We start from the raw sequence: 20293 nt of genomic DNA on the forward strand, positions 1-20293 counted from the left end.
CCTCAGGGGAGTGATCGGAACCGGGCCATTCTACCATGCCCAGCTCCTCCGGGAGCGACGAGCTCCAGCCCCGGGAGGGACGAACACCGGCTCGTCCGGCTCGTCCGCGGTGTGGCAGGAGGCACACTCAGCGGATACCGTGATACCGACGCAGCCTTTCGTAGGCCTGCTGGATCTGATGCACCCGCTCACTGGCCTCGGCCAGCTTCGCCTCACTGGCACCGGTACCTATCAACTTATCCGGATGATGCCGGCTGAGCTGCCGGCGGTAGGCGCGCTTGATCTGTTCGGGGCTGCTGTCCAGCTCCACTCCCAGCAGCCGCGCCGCTTGCTGCAGACTGCCCGTGGTGCGCGCCGGCGCGGCAGCCCCCGTCTGACGACGCTGATGCCGCTGACGCAGACGCTGCTGCTCGGCCTTGCCCAGGCCCGCGCGTTGCGCCCAGTCATCCAGCAGCAGGCCCGCCCGCCCTACCCGGCCGTGTATCAGAGCCATGCGCCAGCCACCGTCGAGCAGCTCGGCACTGCGCGCCGGCTGCTGACGGAACAGACGCTCGACCGCGCGCTCGACTCGCCGCGCCTGCTGCTTGCCCTGATTGAAGGCACGCATGGCGGCCAGTCGCTGGGATTCGTCCAGACGGTATTGCTGCATCAACTCACGGGCCAGCTGCAGGTGCTGCTGAGTTACCTGGCCATCCGCCTTGGCGATGCGTCCGAGACAGAGGAACAGCACCTGTTCGAAATCGGGCCGCAGCCCAAGACGCTGGAGCAGATCGGACCAGCGCCGCAGCTGCCAGTGACGATCCAGGGCATGCCCGAGGATGCCGCCGAGGATGGCCCCGGACACGCCCGCCACCACAGTGCCCAGCGCTATTCCTCCCAGCGTCAGCGGCCAGAGCATCTCAGGCTTCCCGGGCCAGTTGGTCGACCTGCCGCAGGCGTTCCGGCGTTCCCACGTCTACCCAGCACCCGGTATGCCGCTCACCGCTGACCAGCCCCTGCTCCGCCGCTCGGCGCAACAGCGGCGCCAGCGGCTGCGGCCCCTCACCGAGCCCGTCGAACAGGCTCGGGGACAGGATGGAAATACCGCTGTAGGTCATGGCATCGGCCTGCTCTCCGGCGCCCGGGTTGGCAATGCGCCCGCCCTGCAGCAGGAAGTCGCCGGCGGCCTTGAAGGGCGGGTTGTCCACCAGTACCAGGTGGGCCAGCATGCCGGTCGGCAGCTGCAGTCGGGCAAAATCGAAATCGGTCCAGACGTCCCCGTTTACCAGCACGAAGGGCTGTTCACCCAGCAGGGGCAAGGCACGACGGATGCCGCCGGCGGTTTCCAGGGGCTCGTCTTCGGCAGACCAGCGGATGCGCACGCCAAGGTCGGTACCGTCACCCAGCCGTGCCTCCAGCTGCTCGCCAAGCCAGGCGTGGTTGATGACCAGCTCCCGCAAGCCAGCCCGGGCAAGACGTTCGATGTGCCATTGGATCAGCGGCTTGCCACCCACCGGCAACAGCGGCTTCGGGGTATGCAGGGTCAGGGGACGCATGCGCTCTCCCTTGCCAGCGGCGAGGATCATTGCCTTCATGGATTACAGCCCCAGACTGTCCAGCAGTCGCGTCAGCGGCTGCAGGCGCCCATCGCCGGCACAGGCATCGCGCAGGTACTGAACGAAGCGCGGCGCATCCTCCAGGTAGCGCGGCTTGCCGTCGCGGTAACGGATCCGGGCGAAAATGCCCAGCACCTTGAGATGCCGTTGCACGCCCATGAGCCGCGACTGCCCGTGAAACACTTCGAACTGCTCGGGCAGCGGTACCCCAGCGGCCCGCGCCTGTTCCCAGTAACGACGCAGCCAGCGATCTCGCTCTTGCAGCGGCAGGTGAAAGAAGGCGTCGGCCAGCAGCGAGGTAATGTCATAGCTGGCCGGACCGTAGAGGGCATCCTGAAAGTCCAGCACACCCGGCTCACCAGTGGCAGTCATCAGGTTGCGCGGCATGTAGTCCCGGTGCACGAACACCCGGCTTTCCGCCAGATGCGAATCGAGCAGCGTCCTGCACAGGGCGTCCCAGTCCGCAGCCTGCTCGGCACTCAGCTCGCGCTGCAGGTGGTGAGCGACAAACCAGTCGGGGAACAGCTGCAGCTCGCGCCGCAGTACCGCCTCGTCGTACTCGGGCAACTCCCCCGGACGGCTCGCCAGCTGCCAGCGAATGAGCACGGCAATGGCCCCGGCATACATGCGCTCGAGTTCCGCATCGCTGACCCCAGCCTGGATGCTTTCAAGGTAGGTATGGGTGCCGAGATCCTCGAGCAGCAGGAACCCCTGCGCGGGATCGGCCGCCAGGATCGCCGGCGTATGCACACCTGCTTCGGCCAGCAGAGCGGCGATACGCATGAATGGACGCACATCCTCCTGCGGTGGCGGCGCGTCCATGATGATCAGGCTGTGCTGCCCGTCATGCCAGCGGAAGTAACGCCGGAAGCTGGCATCACTGCTGGCCGGCGACAACTCACCGGAACGCAGCGACCAGCCTGTTGTCTGCTGTGCCTGCAGCAGCGCCTCAGGCAACCAGGTATCCAGCAGACGTCGTCTTGCATCCATCATTCAGCTCCTAGGGACCGCGAAGGTCGATTAGCTCGCACAGGCGACAGTCACGCTGGTACGGCGCTGGCTCTGCTGCCCAACAATGCTTTATTATCCACGATCTCTATAAGTAGAAGCAGCCCATGTTGCATTTACCTCGCAGAGCTCACCGAGTCATCGCGACCTGTACGACCGACTGGAAGCCCGGACAATTATAATGGCCAACCAAAGACCTCCGTTTCGCCCCACATTCTCCCTGTTGCTGGCCAGCGGACTGCTGTTGGCCCAGCCGGCATCCAGTCTGGCTGCCAGCCAGGTCGAGTGCCGCCCAAGCAGTGACGGCCGCGGCTGGGCCTGCAACCCGCTGGAAACCACCAGTCAGCTGCCACCACGCCCCCAGGCACCGGTGGTGCGTGCCAGCGAGCCGGCTCAGCAGCCGGTATCGACCGAACAACCCCGTCAGCCCGCCCCCGCCGAGCAGCGCCGGGTGGTGGACTTCAGCGAACTGGACTGGGTTCCGCGTGATCAGCTGACCGAGGCGCAGCGGGCGGCAATCGCGCCCTTCTGCAGCGGCGACTACATCGAGCCTGATCGCATCGGCCGCGACGACGACACCCCCTTCGATGAGCTGCCTGTCTACGCCAGTGCCGACTCCAGCAGCTTCGAGCAGGACCAGCAGACAGGTACCCTCCAGGGTGACGTGGTGCTGCGCCAGGGCCGGCTGCAGGCACAGTCCAACCAGGCCAGCTTTGACCGTGCCAACAATCTTGTCCGCCTGGAAGGCAACGTCCGTCTGCGCGACCAGGGCGTACTGATTCTCGGCGAAGACGGCCAGATGCACATCGAGACCGGCGAGGCCCGGGTCAACCAGGTACGCTATGTGGTACACGAGGCCAATGCCCGGGGTACCGCCGACAGCCTGCGTCGCCGGGATGATGCAGTGATCGTCATTACCGACGGCTCCTATACCACCTGCGATCCGGGACGCAACACCTGGAGCCTGCACAGTGACGATATCGAGCTGGATCGGGAAAAAGGCTGGGGTGAAGCCAGGCACGTGACTCTCAAGGTCAAGGACGTGCCGGTGTTCTACTCGCCGTATTTCTACTTCCCGCTGGACGACCGGCGCCAGAGCGGCCTGCTGGTGCCCAGCCTGTCCTACAGCAGCAACTCGGGCAGCTCCTATACCCAGCCCTACTACTTCAACCTGGCGCCGAACTACGACGCTACCCTCTATCCGACGCTGATGACCGACCGGGGCCTGCAACTGGAGGGTGAATTCCGCTACCTGACGCCCACCAGCTCCGGCCAGATCGGTGCCTCGGTACTGGATGACCGCGAGGACGAGCGGGAGCTGCAGACCGGATACAAGGACCAGCGCTGGATGTACAGCTGGCAGCACACCAGTGACTTCACTCCGCGCCTGCGCGGCAGTGTCGATTACACCGACATCAGCGATTACTACTACTTCCAGGACCTGGACACCTTCCTGGGCATCAATACCGGCGACTTCCTCGACCAGCGCGGCAGCCTTGCATGGCGTGGCGACAACCACTTCGCCGCCCTCAACGTGCACGCCTACGAACGGGCCACGGTAACCGAGATCACCCCCTACGAGCGGCTGCCGCAACTGCTGCTGGGCGGCACCCTGCCCTATCAGCCGGGCGGCCTGCGTCTGGGCTATGACACCGAGTTCGTCAGCTTCCAGCGCAGCCTGCTGAGCGGTTTCTATACGAACGAAGACGGCGAGCAGGAACGGGAATGGTACGACGCAAGCCTCCGTGGTCTGACCCGCGCCGAGGGCGACCGCCTGCATCTGGAGCCGAGCGTCAGCCTGCCGCTCAATTGGGACTGGGGCTTCATCAAGCCGACCGCCAAGTACGCCTATACGCGCTACGACCTGTCGCTGGACAGCATCGGCCGGAGCAGTCTCGGGCAGCGGAACGGTGTCTTCTACGAAAGCTTTGACAGCAGCCAGGATCGCAGCGTGCCGATCTTCAGTGTCGACAGCGGACTGTACTTCGACCGTCCGACCCAAGTGTTCGGCAAGAGCTACAACCAGACGCTGGAACCACGCCTGTTCTACCTGTACGTGCCGGAGGAAGATCAAAGCAACATTCCGATCTTCGACAGTGGCGAGCCGGCATTCAGCTACGCCTCCCTGTGGCGCGACAACCGCTTCTCCGGCAGAGATCGCATCGGTGATGCCAACCAGATCTCGCTGGGTCTGACCAACCGCTGGATAGACTCCAGGGGCGTCGAGCGGCAGACCTTCAGCATCGGTCAGGCGTACTACTTCCGGGACCGCGAAGTGCAACTGCGCGGCATCGATTATCGCAAGCGGGATGACGCACAATCTTCGCAGTCGCCCATCGCGTTGGCTTATCAGTACCGCCACAACGAAGATTGGCGCTTCAGTTCGACCTTCAACTGGGATGCCGAGCAGAGCGAAACCCGCAGCGGCAGCGCCATGTGGCATTACCAGCCCGCTGACAATCCGCGCAAGATTCTCAACCTGGGCTATATCTACCGCAATGACACCGTGCGCTTTGACCGCGCCACCGGGAACTGGACGACAGACCCTGACTTCGGAAGAGGCACCGCGAATTACATCGCCAACTACTACAAGACCGACCAGCATGACATTTCCTTCATGTGGCCGGTTTCCAACCAGTGGAGCCTGATCGGCCGCTGGCAGCGTGATTATGGTCGCAACCGCACCGTCGAGGCCTTCGGCGGCTTCGAGTACGACAGCTGCTGCTGGAAACTGCGGGTGATCAACCGCTACTGGATCGATTACGATGAAACCAGTCTGAATCCCAGACTCAACGACGAGCCTGACCGTGGCATCTTCCTGCAGGTTGTCTTCAAAGGCCTCGGCAATATTGCCGGTGGCAGCATGGAAACGCTCCTGGAAGACAGCATCACCGGTTACCGAGAGCGAGAATCCAATGCATTTTAAGCTACACGCAAAACTGATCGGCCTGTGCGCCGGTCTGCTGATCAGCACCGGCCTGCAGGCGCAGATGGTCGAGCTGGACCGGGTGGTCGCCATCGTCGACAACGATGTCATCATGGCCAGCCAGGTGGAGGAACGGGTCAACAGCGTCCGCGCCCAGCTCAGTCAGGGCGGCAGCCGCGAGCTGCCACCGACCGAAGAGATCCGCAAGCAGGTAATGGACCGGCTGATCCTGGAAAGCATTCAGCTGCAGATGGGTGAGCGGGCCGGTATCCAGATCGATGATGCCTCTTTGAACCAGACCATGCAGCAACTGGCCGAGCGCAACGGCGTTACCCTCGAGCAGTTCCGTGCTGCGCTGGAGAGGGACGGCATCAGCTACAGGCAGGCCCGGGAGCAGGTTCGCCGGGAAATGATCATCAACCGGGTACGTCAGCGCCGGGTGGCCGAACGCATCCAGGTCAGTGATCAGGAAGTACGCAACTTCCTGAATTCGGAGATGGGGCGTTATCAGACCTCGGCGGACTATCGCCTGGCCATGATAGTACTGCCCGTGTCTGAAACCGCGAGCAACGAGCAGGCACGCCGTCAGGCCGAGATGGCCGAACAGATCCACCGCGAGCTGCAGGAAGGTGCCGACTTCACCCGCCTGGCTGTCAGTCGGTCCGGCGGTGAGCACGCACTGGAGGGCGGCGAGCTGGGCTGGCGCAAGGCGGCGCAGCTGCCCCCCGAGTTTGCCAATGCGGTGGACCGCCTGGAAATCGGCGGCATCACCCCACCGCTGCGCTCGCCGGTGGGTTTCCACATCCTCAAGCTGCTCGACAAGCGCGGTGGGGACAACCTGCTGGTGGATGAATTCAATGTGCGCCATATCCTGATCAAGCCCAGCGAGATCCGCAGCGAGGCCGAAGCCGCGCAACTGATCCAGCGACTCTATGAGCGCATCAGCAACGGCGAATCCTTCGAAACCCTGGCCCGCTCCTTCTCCGAAGACCCGGGCACTGCGCTCAATGGCGGCTCACTGGACTGGATCACCGCCGACGCCATGGTGCCGGAGTTCCGCGATACCATGCTCAGCACCCCGAAGGGCACCGTCTCTGCGCCCTTCCAGAGCCAGTTCGGCTGGCACATCCTGCAGGTGCTGGACCAGCGGGAAGTGGACATGACGGATGAAATGCGCGAGCAACAGGCCCGCAACATGCTGCAGAACCGCAAGTTCGACGAAGAACTGCAGAGCTGGTTGCAGGAGATCCGCGACGAGGCCTACGTTGAGATCAAGAGTTAAGTGAGCGTTCTGTCCATTGCCCTGACCGCCGGCGAACCCGCCGGCATCGGGCCCGATCTGTGCCTGCAGCTGGCCACCGAGCCCTGCGCCCATCAGCGAGTCGTGATCGCCGATCCCGACATGCTGGCCCAGCGAGCCAGCATGCTCGGCCTCGACATTCAGCTGGATCTCTTTGACCCCACGCAGTCCCCACAACCGCAACAGGCCGGCCAGCTGAGCGTGCTGCCGGTGTCCCTGGCCAGCCCCTGCGTCCCTGGCCAGCTTGATCCGGGCAACGCCCGTTACGTCCTCGAAACCCTGCGCTTGGGCGGCCAGGGCTGCCTGGACGGTGACTTTGCCGCCGTGGTGACAGCCCCGGTGCACAAGGGCGTCATCAACGATGCCGGCGTAAGCTTCTCCGGACATACCGAATTCTTCGCCGAGCAGACCGGCACCCCCAAGGTGGTGATGATGCTGGCCTGCCCCGGCCTGCGCGTGGCCCTGGCCACCACCCACCTGCCACTGCGCGCAGTAGCCGATGCCATCACCCACGAGTCCCTCGAACAGGTCATACGCATACTCCACCGGGACCTGCAGACCAAGTTCGGCCTGCCCGCCCCACGCATCCTGGTCTGCGGGCTGAACCCCCATGCCGGCGAGGGTGGCCATCTGGGCCGCGAGGAGCTGGATGTGATCATCCCACTGCTCGAGCGCCTGCGTGGCGAGGGCATGCTGCTGGAAGGCCCCCTGCCGGCGGACACTCTCTTCACGCCCAAGTATCTGGACCATGCCGACGCGGTATTGGCCATGTATCACGACCAGGGCCTGCCGGTGCTCAAGCACAAGGGATTCGGCCAGGCGGTGAACATCACCCTGGGCCTGCCCATCATCCGCACCTCGGTGGATCACGGCACCGCCCTGGATCTGGCCGGCACCGGCCGCGCCGATGTCGGCAGCCTGCGGGTAGCCCTGCATACAGCGATCAGCATGATCGAAGCCCAAGGTAAACCATGAGTGAATTTGCTCCGCACCGGGCGCGCAAGCGCTTCGGTCAGAACTTCCTGCACGACCACGGAGTGATCAACCGCATCCTGCGGGCCATCGCCCCCCGCGAGGGCCAGCGCGTGGTGGAAATCGGCCCGGGCCAGGGCGCCCTGACCCAGGGGCTGGCCGACAGCGGCGCCACCCTTGACGTGGTCGAGCTGGACCACGACCTGCACCCGCTGCTGCTCGCCCGTTTCGGCAACAACCCCCGGTTCACCCTGCACAAGGGCGACGCCCTGAAGTTCGATTTCCGCGCCCTGGCCGAGCCCGGACAGAAGCTGCGAGTGGTGGGCAACCTGCCCTACAACATCTCCACGCCGCTGATGTTCCACCTGCTGAGTCAGGCCGACTGCATCAGTGACATGCACTTCATGCTGCAGAAGGAAGTGGTGCAGCGCCTGGCCGCCGGTGTGGGCATGAACCACTACGGCCGCCTGGGCATCATGGTCCAGTACTGGTGTGCCGTGGAGCATCTGTTCGATGTCGGCCCCGGCGCATTCAATCCGCCACCCAAGGTCGATTCAGCCATCGTCCGACTTACCCCCCATGCTGAGCTGCCTCATCCGGCCGACGACGTGGAGATGCTGGAGATCGTGGTGCGCGAAGCCTTCAACCAGCGCCGCAAGACCCTGCGCAATACGCTCAAGCCGTTGCTGGACGCCGATGCCATCGCCGGAGAGGGTCTGGACCCGACCCTGCGGCCGGAGCAGGTCGATCTGGCCGGTTTCGTGCGACTGGCCAACCGCCTGAGCCGCGAGCGGAGCGCCAGCCATGACTGACGCCCTGGCGAAGAACATCAGCATCCAGGTGCAGGTACGCTATCTCACCGAGCAGTCCAAGCCGGCCGACAACCGCTTCGCCTTCGCCTACACCATCACCATCTGCAACAAGGGTGACAGGACTGTCCAGCTGCTGGATCGGCACTGGATCATCACCGACGGCAACGGCAAGATCCAGGAGGTGCGCGGCGAAGGCGTGGTGGGTGAGCAGCCCCTGATCCAGCCCGGCGCCTGCCACACCTATACCAGTGGCTGTCTGCTGGAGACACCGGTAGGCAGCATGCAGGGCAGCTATGGCATGCAGAGCAGCGATGGCGAGCTGTTCCGCGCACCCATTGCGGTGTTTCGCCTGGCCAAACCCAATGCGCTCCACTGAGGACTGAGGGTATGGCTGTCTATGCAGTCGGTGACATTCAGGGCTGCCTGAAGCCTCTGCAATGCCTGCTGCGCAAGGTCGACTTCAACCCGTCGCGGGATACCCTGTGGGCGGTCGGCGATCTGGTCAACCGCGGACCCGACTCCCTCGAAACGCTGCGGTTTCTCGAAGGTCTCGGCAACGCTTTCATCACTGTGCTGGGCAATCACGACCTGCACCTGCTGGCCTGCGCCCAGAACCCGAAACGGTTGCGCAAATCCGACACCCTGATGCCGATCCTCGACGCCCCGGACAGCGAACTGCTGCTGGACAGCCTGCGCCACCGCCCTCTGGTTCACTTCGACCCCCAGCGCAACATCCTCATGACCCACGCCGGCATTCCGCCGATCTGGAGCGTGGAGCAGACCTGCACCCTGGCCGCGGAAGTCAGTGCCGCGCTGCGGGACGATCAGCGCATTCCCGGTTTTCTGGATGACATGTACGGTAATGAACCGGCGTGCTGGAGCGACGGCCTGGAGGGCACCACCCGGCTCCGGGTGATCACCAACTACCTCACCCGCATGCGTTTCTGCCGTGCCGACGGCACCCTGGATCTCAAGTCCAAGGAAGGTCCCGGAGGGGCGCCCAACGGCTACCAGCCCTGGTTCAAACTGCCTCGCCGCAACCCCGAGGTACAGGTCATCTTCGGTCACTGGGCAGCATTGGAGGGCAAGGTCTCCGAACCCGGTATCCACGCGCTGGATACCGGTTGCGTCTGGGGCAACAGCATGACCCTGATGAATGTCGACACCGGTGAAAAGCTGTGCTGCAAATGCCCGCACTGAGCACTCCCTCGCAGCAGTCCCCCACCAGTCTCGCGTAAATATTTTCCAATCTTCCTGTCGCCCCCGCGCAAACCAACTATCCTGAAGTCAAGGCAATCAGAACAAGCAGAGCCGGTCCGCCGGCTTCCGATAAAGGGGATCACGCCCGGGCGTATCCAGCCCTGGCCGCACTCCCGGGCCTTGACTGACCAGCGGTAACGGGGGATTGCACATGTTGTCCAGATCTTCGCCCTTCGCTGCGTGGCAGGCGGGTTCCTACCCGGAAGCCCCGGATCACATTCCTGGTAACAGCGAGGTCATGCCATGAGCATATTCAGTCACTTCCAGAATCGATTCGAGACCACCCAGCAGGAAGAGATGTCCCTGCAGGAATACCTTGAACTGTGCAAGGCCGACCCCTCGACCTACGCCTCTGCGGCCGAACGATTGCTGATGGCCATTGGCGAGCCGGAACTGATTGATACCTCCCTGGACCCGCGGTTGTCGCGGATCTTTTCCAACAAGGTGATCAAGCGCTATCCCGCCTTCGCCGATTTTCACGGCATGGAGGACGCGGTCGAGCGCATAGTGTCCTTCTTCAAACACGCCGCCCAGGGCCTGGAGGAGCGCAAGCAGATCCTCTACCTGCTCGGGCCGGTAGGCGGCGGAAAATCATCGATCGCCGAGAAGCTCAAGGCGCTGATGCAACAGGTACCCTTCTATGCCATCAAGGATTCGCCGGTGTTCGAGTCACCCCTGGGATTGTTCAACGCCAGCGAGGACGGTCATATCCTGGAGGAGGATTACGGCATCCCCCGCCGCTATCTGAACAGCATCATGTCGCCCTGGGCGGTCAAGCGTCTGCATGAATACAACGGGGACATCAGCCAGTTTCGCGTGGTCAAGTTGTACCCTTCGATCCTCCAGCAGATCGCCATCGCCAAGACCGAACCCGGCGACGAGAACAACCAGGACATCTCCGCGCTGGTCGGCAAGGTGGATATCCGCAAGCTGGAAGAGTTTCCGCAGAACGACCCGGATGCCTACAGCTACTCCGGCGCCCTGTGTCGTGCCAACCAGGGGCTGATGGAGTTCGTCGAGATGTTCAAGGCGCCGATCAAGGTGCTGCACCCGCTGCTGACTGCCACCCAGGAGGGCAACTACAACAGTACCGAAGGTCTCGGTGCCCTGCCCTTCAACGGCGTGGTGCTGGCCCACTCCAACGAATCGGAGTGGCACAGCTTCCGCAACAACAAGAACAACGAAGCCTTCATCGACCGTATCTACATCGTCAAGGTCCCGTACTGCCTGCGGGTCAGCGATGAGATCAAGATCTACCAGAAGCTGCTGGCCAACAGTTCCCTGGCCAGTGCCCACTGCGCCCCGGACACCCTGAAGATGCTGGCCCAGTTCAGCGTGCTGTCGCGCCTGAAGGAGCCGGAAAACTCGAACGTCTACTCCAAGATGCGCATCTACGACGGTGAGAACCTCAAGGACACCGACCCCAGGGCCAAGTCGATCCAGGAATACCGCGATGCCGCCGGTGTGGACGAGGGCATGAGCGGTCTGTCGACCCGTTTCGCGTTCAAGATCCTGTCCAAGGTGTTCAACTACGACAATACCGAGGTAGCCGCCAACCCGGTGCACCTGCTCTACGTGCTCGAGCAGCAGATCGAACAGGAACAGTTCCCGACCGAGACCAGCGAGCGCTACCTGCGCTTCCTCAAGGAGTACCTGGCGCCGCGCTACGTGGAATTCATCGGCAAGGAGATCCAGACCGCCTATCTGGAGTCCTACAGCGAGTACGGCCAGAACATCTTCGACCGCTACGTGCTCTATGCCGACTTCTGGATCCAGGACCAGGAATACCGGGACCCGGACACCGGGGAAATCCTCGATCGCAGCGCCCTCAACGAGGAGCTGGAGAAGATCGAGAAGCCGGCCGGCATCAGCAACCCCAAGGATTTCCGCAACGAGATCGTCAACTTCGTGCTGCGCGCCCGGGCGCACAACAACGGCAAGAACCCGAGCTGGCTGTCCTACGAGAAGCTGCGTGTGGTGATCGAGAAGAAGATGTTCTCCAACACCGAGGACCTGCTGCCGGTCATCAGCTTCAACGCCAAGGCCTCGACCGAGGACCAGAAGAAGCACAACGATTTCGTCACCCGAATGGTGGAGCGGGGCTACACCGAGAAACAGGTGCGACTGCTGTCGGAATGGTACCTGCGCGTCCGCAAGGCCCAATAAATGCAGCGGCAAGCTTGCAGCTTCAAGCGGCAGGTTGACCGCAGGTGTCTATAGGCATCGCGCACAAATGAAGCAGCACGGCCAGCTTCAAGCTTGCAACCAGTGGCTTGCAGCTGGCCCTGGAGGGGCCATGAGTTATGTAATCGACCGTCGACTTAACGGGAAGAACAAGAGCACGGTCAACCGCCAGCGCTTCCTGCGTCGCTACAAGGCGCACATCAAGAAAGCCGTGGAAGAGGCGGTCGGCCGGCGCTCCATTACCGACATCGAGCATGGAGAGCAGATCAGCATACCGGCGCGGGATATAGACGAGCCGATCTTCCACCATGGTCCCGGGGGGCGCCAGACCCGGGTCTTTCCCGGCAACAGGGACTTCGCCGCCGGCGACCGCATTCCCCGGCCGGAAGGGGGTGGCGGAGGAGCCGGTGGCGGCAGCGAAGCTGGCAACACCGGTGAAGGGGAGGATGATTTTGTCTTCCAGATAACCCAGGAAGAGTTTCTCGACTTCATGTTCGAGGATCTGGCCCTGCCCAATCTGATCAAGCGCCACCTGACCGGCACCGACAACTTCCGCACGGTGCGCGCCGGCTTCAGCCAGCAGGGCAACCCCTCGCGCATCAACGTGGTGCGCTCGATGCGCGCTGCCCACGCCCGCCGTATCGCCCTGTCCGGCGCAAGCCGGGCGCGGCTGCGCGAAGCCCAGCGCGAACTGGAGATGCTGCGCCGTGAGCAGCCGGACAATCTCATCGACATCCAGGCGCTGGAAAAGGAGATCGAGCAACTGCGGGCGCGCATCGACCGGGTCCCCTTCCTCGACACCTTCGACCTGCGCTATAACCTGCTGGTCAAGCAGCCGGACCCCAGCTCCCGGGCCGTGATGTTCTGCCTGATGGACGTCTCCGGGTCCATGACCCAGGCCACCAAGGACATCGCCAAGCGCTTCTACATCCTGCTCTACCTGTTTCTGCAGCGTAACTACGAGCGCATCGAGGTGGTGTTCATCCGCCACCACACCAGCGCCAGGGAAGTCGATGAAGAGGAATTCTTCTACTCGAGGGAAACAGGCGGCACCATAGTCTCCAGCGCCCTGCGCCTGATGCAGCAGATCATCACCGACCGCTACTCGCCCAACGAATGGAACATCTACTGTGCCCAGGCCTCGGACGGCGACAACTGGAACGACGACTCGCCCATCTGCCGGGAGCTGCTGGCCCGCCAGCTGATGCCGGCCATGCAGTACTACTGCTACGTGGAAATCACCCCGCGGGAGCACCAGGCACTCTGGTACGAATACGAAAAGGTCGCAGAGCTGTTCCCCGACAGTTTCGCCCAGCAACAGATAGTGGATGCCGGTGACATCTACCCGGTCTTCCGCAAACTGTTCCAGAAGAGGATGGTCACATGAGCCGTCAGCCCATTTCCACCGGATCGGAATGGACCTTCGACCTGATCCGCGAGTATGACCGGGAAATCGGCCGCATTGCCCATGAGGTCTACGGTCTGGACACCTACCCGAACCAGATCGAGGTCATCACCGCCGAACAGATGATGGACGCCTATGCCTCGGTGGGCATGCCCCTGGGCTATCACCACTGGTCCTACGGCAAGCACTTCCTGCACACGGAAAAGCACTACAAGCGCGGCCAGATGGGTCTGGCTTACGAGATTGTGATCAACTCCGATCCGTGCATCGCCTACCTGATGGAAGAGAACACCATGACCATGCAGGCGCTGGTGATCGCGCATGCCTGCTATGGCCACAACTCCTTCTTCAAGGGCAACTACCTGTTCCGCAGCTGGACCGACGCCGGCTCCATCATCGACTACCTGGTATTCGCGCGGCAGTACATCACCCAGTGCGAGGAGCGCTACGGCATCGATGCGGTGGAAGACCTGCTCGACTCCTGTCATGCCCTGATGAACTACGGTGTGGATCGTTACAAGCGCCCGGCACCGGTGTCCGCCGAGGAGGAACGGCGCCGCCAGCGCGAGCGCGAAGAATACCTGCAGCGTCAGGTCAATGATCTGTGGCGGACCATACCGGTTAACCCGGAAAGCCATGAGCGGCGCCAGCAGGAGGCACGCTTCCCCGCCGAACCACAGGAGAACCTACTGTACTTCATCGAGAAGAATGCGCCGCTGCTGGAACCCTGGCAGCGCGAAGTGGTGCGCATCGTGCGCAAGATCGCGCAGTACTTCTATCCCCAGCGCCAGACCCAGGTGATGAACGAGGGCTGGGCCACCTTCTGGCACTACACCCTGCTCAATCATCTGTACGACGAGGGCAAGGTCACCGACGGTTTCATGATGGAGTTCCTGCAGTCCCACACCAGCGTCATCTACCAGCCACCGTTCGACAGCGACTGGTTCAGCGGCATCAACCCCTATGCCCTGGGTTTTGCCATGATGCAGGACATCCGCCGCATGTGCGAAAACCCCACCGAGGAGGACCGCCGGTGGTTCCCCGACATCGCCGGCAGCGACTGGCTGGAAACCCTCAAGTTCGCCATGCGCACCTTCAAGGATGAGAGTTTCATACTGCAGTACCTGTCCCCGCGGGTGATTCGCGAGCTGAAACTGTTTGCCATAGTCGACGATGAACAGAACGACTTTCTGGAAGTCGCCGCCATCCACGACGATTCCGGCTATCGCCGGGTGCGCGAGCTGCTGGCGGCCCAGTACAATCTCGGCAACAACGAGCCCAATATCCAGGTCTGGGAAGTGGATCGCCGCGGTGACCGCTCACTGACCCTGCGTCACCAGCGCCATGAGGGCAAACCGCTGGGCAAGACCACCGAGCGCATGCTCAAGCACCTGCACCGGCTGTGGGGCTTCGATGTCCATCTGCAGAGCTGGGACGGCGATGCGCTCAAGGAAGAACAGCACATGCCACCCCGACCCAGCGAAACCGAGGAAAGCATCCCCCGCTTCGACATGAACATACCGCCGATCTGACCTCCCCTGGGAAGGACGAGCACCAGCTCGTCCACCGGCACTGTCAGCCACCCCTTCATCGAGTCCGATCGCGGCCCGTGGTGCTCGACGCTCCCAGCAGGTCGCCTCTTCCAGGGAGTGCCGGGTTCCATCCCGGCAATTGGGGGTTGCATGCCCCCTTGCAGCACCACCCCACCCCGCCCTAAGCTTCGCCCATGAAAACAGACTTCAAGACCTATCTGGTCGGCGGCGCCGTCCGCGATCAGTTGCTGGGCGTGCCTTGGCATGAACGCGACTGGGTAGTGGTCGGCGCCACGCCGGACCAGCTGCTGGAGGCCGGCTTCCGCCCGGTCGGGCAGGACTTCCCGGTATTCCTGCACCCGGACACCGGCGAGGAATACGCGCTGGCCCGAACCGAGCGCAAGAGTGGTCACGGCTACGGCGGCTTCACCTTCCACGCCGATCCCTCGGTCACCCTGGAGGAGGACCTGCAGCGCCGCGACCTGACCATCAACGCCATGGCCATGGATGACGCGGGTCAGGTCATCGATCCCTATGGGGGGCAGCAGGACCTGCAGGCCCGCCTGCTGCGTCATGTCTCGCCGGCCTTTGCAGAAGATCCGCTGCGGGTACTGCGCGTCGCCCGCTTTGCCGCCCGCTATGCACCGCTGGGTTTTCGTGTCGCGCCGGACACCCTGGCGCTGATGCGGGAGCTGGCCGAGTCCGGGGAACTGCAGCACCTGACCGCCGAGCGCAGCTGGAAGGAGATCAGCCGGGCGCTGATGGAACCGCGCCCTGATGTGTTCATACGGGTGCTGCGCGCCTGCGGCGCACTGGCCGAACTGCTGCCCGAGGTGGATGGACTGTTTGGCGTCCCCCAGCCGGAGGCCCACCATCCGGAAGTGGATACCGGCGAGCACCTGCTGCTGGTGCTGCAGCAGGCAGCGAGGATGCAGTTACCGCTGCCGGCACGCTGGGCCTGCCTGCTGCATGACCTGGGCAAGGGCCGTACCCCGGAGCGCTTCTGGCCGAAACACCATGGTCACGAAAAATCCGGCCTGGCTGCGGTCAAGGCCGTAAACCAGCGCTGCAAGGCCCCCCGGGAATGTCAGGAGCTGGCACTGCTGACCTGCGAGTACCACACCCACTGCCACCGCGCCCTGGAACTCAAGCCGGCCACCCTGCTGAAGCTGTTCAAGGCCTTCGATATCTACCGTCGCCCGGAACGCTTCGACCTCTTTCTCGGTGCCTGCGAAGCCGACGCACGCGGGCGGGCCGGATTGGAAGAACGCGACTATCCGCAGGCCGACTACCTGCGCGGCGCCGCCAACGCCGCCCGCTCAGCGGAGGTAAAGATATTGCTGGAGCAGGGATTCAAAGGTGCCGCACTGGGCGCGGAAATGGAGAAGCTGCGACTGCAGCGGATAACCGAGTACTGCCGGGAACGTCGAGCACCAGCTCGATGAAGGGGTGCTGGCAGCCCCGGTGGACGAGCTGGTGCTCGCCAACCCGGCAATGCGGGGTGTAGCGCACCCGCGCTACGCCTGCTTAAAACACACTGAAACAGACCTCAGGCCGCACCACTGCCCGGCGCAGGACTGCTCTGGGCAGGATACTGACGCAGCAGCAATGACGGCGTCAGTGGTTGACCGTGCCAGTCGAAGGCGACCGGCCACACCTTCTGCTGCCCCCGCCAGCCCTGCCACAGGGCGGCACAGCTGGTGTCCGTACCCGGCAGCACCAGCTCAGGCGCCAGCAGGGTCAGCGGCCAGAGCACAAAGGCGTTGTGGTTGATCTCGGGACGGGGCAGTTGCACTCCACCATGACAGCCGCTCAGCTCGCCGTACAACAGGATGTCGATATCCAGGGTGATGCGCCCGGGCACCTTCTGTTCGCGCCGACCGCAGGCGGCCTCGATGGCCTTGAGCGCCGCATTCAGATCCGCCAAAGGCAGCGGCGTGTCCGCCGCCACCACCAGGTTGTAGAACCGCGCCCCGAGAATGCCCACCGCATCGCTCTCGAACACCGGCGACAGTTGCAGCGGACCGAGCAGCTGCTGCAGTGCATCCAGCCCGCGATGCAGATGATGCTCGCGGCGGGTATTGGTGCCGACCCCCAGATAGATCCGGGTCATGCGCGGGAGCGTCCCCGTTCGATGATGACACCCACACCACGCCGCGCCTCCGGCACCGCGCCGGGCTTGGTGATGACCAGACGCAGCCCGGGAACGGAGAATTCCTCCATGATCAGGGTGGCGAGACGGTCGGCCAGGGTTTCCACCAGCTCGAAGCTGCTGGCACTGACATAGTCCAGCACCCGCTGACTGACCGCGGCGTAGTCCAGCGCCAGGGTCAGATCATCGTCAGCCGCCGCCGGCCGGATATCCCAGTCCATCTCCAGGTCGAGCACCAGGCGCTGACGGATGGTCCGTTCCCAGTCATAGGCGCCTATCACCGCCTGCACTTCCAGTCCTCTGATGAAAACCTGATCCACTGTCTGCTCCCGTGTCGTCTACAATGGCCTTTCAATCATTCGGCCAGGCGTACCATGACCGTCGAATTCTTCCTGCTGCTGTGCGCTGCCTACTTGCTGGGCTCGGTGTCCTTTGCCGTGCTGCTGGCCCGTCTGCGCCATCAGCCGGATCCGCGCAGCTTCGGCTCACGCAACCCCGGCGCCAGCAACATGCTGCGCCTCGGCCACCGACGCCTGGCCCTGGCAACCCTGATCGGGGACATGGGCAAGGGCGCTGTGGCTGTGTGGCTGGCCTCCCAGATGGGACTGATACCGGTACAACAGGCCTGGGTGGGACTGCTGGCGGTGATCGGTCACATACTGCCCCTGTATCACCGCTTCCATGGGGGCAAGGGCGTGGCTACGGCGGCAGGCGTGCTGCTGGTGCTTTCCTGGCCCGCGGCGCTGATCGCCGGACTGGTCTGGCTGGCCATCTTCACCATCCGCTCCATCGCCTCGCTGGCCTCACTGGCCGCCTGTGTCGCGCTGGTACCCTGGATGGCCTGGCACAGCCCGGAACTGCAGATCCCGGTCAGCCTCATGGTGCTCATCATTCTCCTGCGCCACCGACTGAACATAGGCCGTCTGCTGGCCGGCAACGAGAACCGCTTCCGGTTCTGATCAACTGACGATAGCCGGCAACTCCTCAAGCGGCCAGCGCGCCCGCGGTGACAGGCCGCCCTCGTCCTGCTGGCCGGCCATCAGGCGCCGGCAGCCTGCATAGGCAATCATGGCACCGTTATCGGTACAGAACTGCGGGCGGGCATAGAACAGTTCGCCATTCAGACCGGCGGCCATCTTTTCCAGTGACTGGCGCAACCGGCGATTGGCGCTCACCCCACCGGCAATCACCAGACGCTTGAGGCCGGTCGCCTTGAGCGCCCGCCGGCACTTGATGGTCAGGGTCTCCACCACCGCCTGCTCGAAGGCCAGGGCAATATCGGCGCGGGTCTGCTCACTGTCGTCACCCTCGGCGACACAGGCCTGCCAGGTGTTCAGGGTAAAGGTCTTGAGCCCGCTGAAACTGAAGTCCAGACCGGGACGGTCGGTCATCGGACGGGGAAACAGGAAGCGCCCCGGGGTGCCCTGCTCGGCCAGGCGCGCAATCTCCGGGCCACCGGGGTAGCGCAGCCCCATGAGCTTGGCGGTTTTGTCGAAGGCTTCGCCGGCGGCGTCATCCAGGGATTCGCCCAGCAGCCGGTATTCGCCGATCCCGGTTACTTCCACCAGCTGGGTATGGCCCCCGGAGACCAGCAGCGCGACGAAGGGAAACGCCGGGGGACGTTCCTCCAGCATGGGCGCCAGCAGATGACCTTCCATATGATGCACGCCCAGCGCCGGCACGCCCCAGGCAAAGGACAGCGCCCGGGCAAAGGCGCCCCCCACCAGCAGCGCCCCCACCAGCCCGGGGCCGGCGGTATAGGCAACCCCGTCGACCTCGCCATGGGGCACCCCGGCACGCTCGAAAACCTCGCGTACCAGCGGTATCATGCGCTTGACGTGATCGCGGGAAGCCAGCTCAGGCACCACGCCCCCATAGATGCGGTGCAGGTCGATCTGGCTGAACAGGGCGTCGGCCAGCAGACCGCGTTCGCTGTCATAGAGGGCAACGCCGGTTTCATCGCAGGAGGTTTCAATACCCAGAACGCGCATGGCGGGACAGGCCTCGGCTGAAAAATAGCCGTGCATGATAATCCCAAAGCCAGCCTCACTCAAACAACCCGACGCCCTCCGGCAGCCATGGGCAACCTATCTGCTGCGCTTCAGACAAGGGGCGAACCGAGTAGGCACGCACATCGTCACGACGTTCATCTATCACGTCCTGCAAATCGCCGAGCAGTACTGCCAGATCATTATGATCTCCCTGCAGGTAATAGGTCCCCCGCCCTATAAGTCCAGAAGAACTTGTCTTAATCCCCTTTGAGCGGGGATCGTACTTCAACCAAGGAAGTGATGAAGGAACTAAACTATCAAATGTCAGATACTGCCACAGGCTTTGCAGGGCTCAAATCCGATGCTTTGCAATACCGTCTGCTGTAATTCCAGGTCCGGATTGAAGCGAATCCTGAAGTATTCCTTCAGCTCCCTCTTCAGTTCTGACTTTTCTTTATCCCAGGCAAGCACAAAATCACGTTCCGCAGCCTGCCCCAGGGATAATTTACCCGTCCTCACCACATGACTACGCAAGCCATAGGCTTTAACCAGATCTGGGCGCTGGGAGCGCATGATCCTCATGCCCTCGATTCTGGTCGAGATGCGCTCACGGATATCATCCAGCTGGACGTTGTCATGACTCGTCACTCCACTGTTACTTGCCTTCATCTCGCCAATATGTGGCCGGTTTTTTAACAGAAAACTGGCTTCCATTTTCGTGATGAAACGCTCCGGGCTCTCATGGCACCGGGTACTGAAGCCCCGTTCCTATGCATTGCTGGAATCGCTGTTTCTATTCAACGGTAGCGCTGCCGAACTCGAAGCGTTACGCAACGCCCTGTGGAAAGAGATCAAGCCTGGCACGGATGACCTGCTGATATACCGCTTGCGCACGGACCAGCCCATTCGTCGCTGGGGCACAGGATGCCTGCCGGCCGGCTTGTACAACTTCAGCCTGCCCCCCATTATCGAACATCGAGACTCAAGGGCCTGGCTGCCCTGATCTTCATCACCAGCCCGGTACAACCTCACATCCCAACCCAGAACTGGAAATCCTACCCCCTTTGAGCGGGGCTCATGTCCGGACTTCGTGGAAGATCCGACCGGTCGCCGCTCCGGCGTCTTAATCCCCTTTGAGCGGGGCTCATGTCCGGAC

19 protein-coding genes are annotated in these 20293 nt (G+C 63.2%); 12 read left to right on the top strand and 7 right to left on the bottom strand.

Annotated elements, in window-relative coordinates:
- Positions 1-127: 127 nt before the first annotated feature.
- From BM046_RS10525 to BM046_RS10535, 3 genes are read right to left on the bottom strand one after another with little or no spacing between them, the layout of a single operon-like run.
- Entirely contained in the window at positions 128-898 is a 771-nt protein-coding gene (locus BM046_RS10525; protein WP_090539239.1) for a DnaJ domain-containing protein, read from the bottom strand.
- A gap of 1 nt (position 899) precedes the next feature.
- Entirely contained in the window at positions 900-1574 is a 675-nt protein-coding gene (gene murU, locus BM046_RS10530) for an N-acetylmuramate alpha-1-phosphate uridylyltransferase MurU (RefSeq protein ID WP_090539241.1), read from the bottom strand.
- Positions 1575-1577: 3 nt separating this feature from the next.
- Positions 1578-2585 (bottom strand): aminoglycoside phosphotransferase family protein, encoded by a 1008-nt coding sequence (locus tag BM046_RS10535; protein ID WP_235818621.1) that lies wholly within the window; start codon positions 2583-2585, stop codon positions 1578-1580.
- A gap of 199 nt (positions 2586-2784) precedes the next feature.
- On the opposite strand from BM046_RS10535, the gene BM046_RS10540 reads away from it, so the two are divergent.
- The 10 genes from BM046_RS10540 to BM046_RS10585 all read left to right on the top strand — a co-directional run bounded on the left by BM046_RS10540 (position 2785) and on the right by BM046_RS10585 (position 16439).
- Entirely contained in the window at positions 2785-5529 is a 2745-nt protein-coding gene (locus BM046_RS10540; protein ID WP_090539245.1) for an LPS-assembly protein LptD, read from the top strand.
- Positions 5519-6811: a peptidylprolyl isomerase gene (locus BM046_RS10545; protein ID WP_090539247.1), complete on the top strand. Its 1293-nt coding sequence runs from the start codon at positions 5519-5521 to the stop codon at positions 6809-6811. Before BM046_RS10540 ends, BM046_RS10545 begins: the two co-directional genes overlap by 11 nt.
- Positions 6812-7804, top strand: a complete 993-nt coding sequence (gene pdxA, locus BM046_RS10550) for a 4-hydroxythreonine-4-phosphate dehydrogenase PdxA (RefSeq protein ID WP_090539249.1) — start codon at positions 6812-6814, stop codon at positions 7802-7804.
- Complete coding sequence (gene rsmA / locus BM046_RS10555; RefSeq protein WP_090539251.1) at positions 7801-8613, top strand: 16S rRNA (adenine(1518)-N(6)/adenine(1519)-N(6))-dimethyltransferase RsmA; 813 nt, start codon at positions 7801-7803, stop codon at positions 8611-8613. The genes pdxA and rsmA overlap by 4 nt, the downstream gene beginning before the upstream one ends.
- A complete protein-coding gene (gene apaG, locus BM046_RS10560) occupies positions 8606-8989 on the top strand; it encodes a Co2+/Mg2+ efflux protein ApaG (RefSeq protein WP_090539254.1) in 384 nt (127 codons plus the stop codon). The genes rsmA and apaG overlap by 8 nt, the downstream gene beginning before the upstream one ends.
- Positions 8990-9000: 11 nt before the next feature.
- The gene (locus BM046_RS10565) at positions 9001-9813 is read left to right on the top strand and encodes a symmetrical bis(5'-nucleosyl)-tetraphosphatase (RefSeq protein ID WP_090539256.1); all 813 of its coding nucleotides are present in this window, start codon (positions 9001-9003) and stop codon (positions 9811-9813) included.
- 303 nt (positions 9814-10116) lie between these two features.
- Positions 10117-12039, top strand: coding sequence for a PrkA family serine protein kinase (locus BM046_RS10570; RefSeq protein WP_090539258.1), 1923 nt, complete (start codon positions 10117-10119; stop codon positions 12037-12039).
- 130 nt (positions 12040-12169) lie between these two features.
- Positions 12170-13444, top strand: coding sequence for a YeaH/YhbH family protein (locus BM046_RS10575; RefSeq protein WP_090539260.1), 1275 nt, complete (start codon positions 12170-12172; stop codon positions 13442-13444).
- Positions 13441-14994 (top strand): SpoVR family protein, encoded by a 1554-nt coding sequence (locus BM046_RS10580; RefSeq protein ID WP_090539261.1) that lies wholly within the window; start codon positions 13441-13443, stop codon positions 14992-14994. Before BM046_RS10575 ends, BM046_RS10580 begins: the two co-directional genes overlap by 4 nt.
- A gap of 194 nt (positions 14995-15188) precedes the next feature.
- A complete protein-coding gene (locus BM046_RS10585; RefSeq protein WP_090539263.1) occupies positions 15189-16439 on the top strand; it encodes a multifunctional CCA addition/repair protein in 1251 nt (416 codons plus the stop codon).
- A gap of 104 nt (positions 16440-16543) precedes the next feature.
- Here the strand turns inward: BM046_RS10585 and folK are convergent, their stop codons facing one another.
- Both folK and folB read right to left on the bottom strand, forming a co-directional pair.
- Positions 16544-17107 carry a 2-amino-4-hydroxy-6-hydroxymethyldihydropteridine diphosphokinase gene (gene folK, locus BM046_RS10590; RefSeq protein WP_090539265.1) on the bottom strand — a complete coding sequence of 188 codons (564 nt, stop codon included), beginning with the start codon at positions 17105-17107 and terminating at the stop codon, positions 16544-16546.
- Entirely contained in the window at positions 17104-17466 is a 363-nt protein-coding gene (gene folB / locus BM046_RS10595) for a dihydroneopterin aldolase (RefSeq protein WP_090539268.1), read from the bottom strand. Before folB ends, folK begins: the two co-directional genes overlap by 4 nt.
- A gap of 54 nt (positions 17467-17520) precedes the next feature.
- On the opposite strand from folB, the gene plsY reads away from it, so the two are divergent.
- Positions 17521-18105 (top strand): glycerol-3-phosphate 1-O-acyltransferase PlsY, encoded by a 585-nt coding sequence (gene plsY / locus BM046_RS10600; RefSeq protein WP_090539270.1) that lies wholly within the window; start codon positions 17521-17523, stop codon positions 18103-18105.
- On the opposite strand, the gene tsaD is transcribed toward plsY, so the two are convergent.
- Together tsaD and BM046_RS10610 are read right to left on the bottom strand one after the other, a co-directional pair.
- Positions 18106-19137, bottom strand: coding sequence for a tRNA (adenosine(37)-N6)-threonylcarbamoyltransferase complex transferase subunit TsaD (tsaD, locus tag BM046_RS10605; RefSeq protein ID WP_090539308.1), 1032 nt, complete (start codon positions 19135-19137; stop codon positions 18106-18108).
- Positions 19138-19461: 324 nt separating this feature from the next.
- Positions 19462-19851: a hypothetical protein gene (locus tag BM046_RS10610; protein ID WP_090539273.1), complete on the bottom strand. Its 390-nt coding sequence runs from the start codon at positions 19849-19851 to the stop codon at positions 19462-19464.
- Positions 19852-19855: 4 nt separating this feature from the next.
- Here BM046_RS10610 and BM046_RS10615 point away from each other — a divergent pair, with 4 nt between their 5' ends.
- Positions 19856-20140 carry a CRISPR-associated endonuclease Cas2 gene (locus BM046_RS10615; RefSeq protein ID WP_143084178.1) on the top strand — a complete coding sequence of 95 codons (285 nt, stop codon included), beginning with the start codon at positions 19856-19858 and terminating at the stop codon, positions 20138-20140.
- Positions 20141-20293: the final 153 nt, after the last annotated feature.

Source organism: Halopseudomonas formosensis (assembly GCF_900115905.1).
Taxonomy (GTDB): Bacteria; Pseudomonadota; Gammaproteobacteria; order Pseudomonadales; family Pseudomonadaceae; genus Halopseudomonas; species Halopseudomonas formosensis.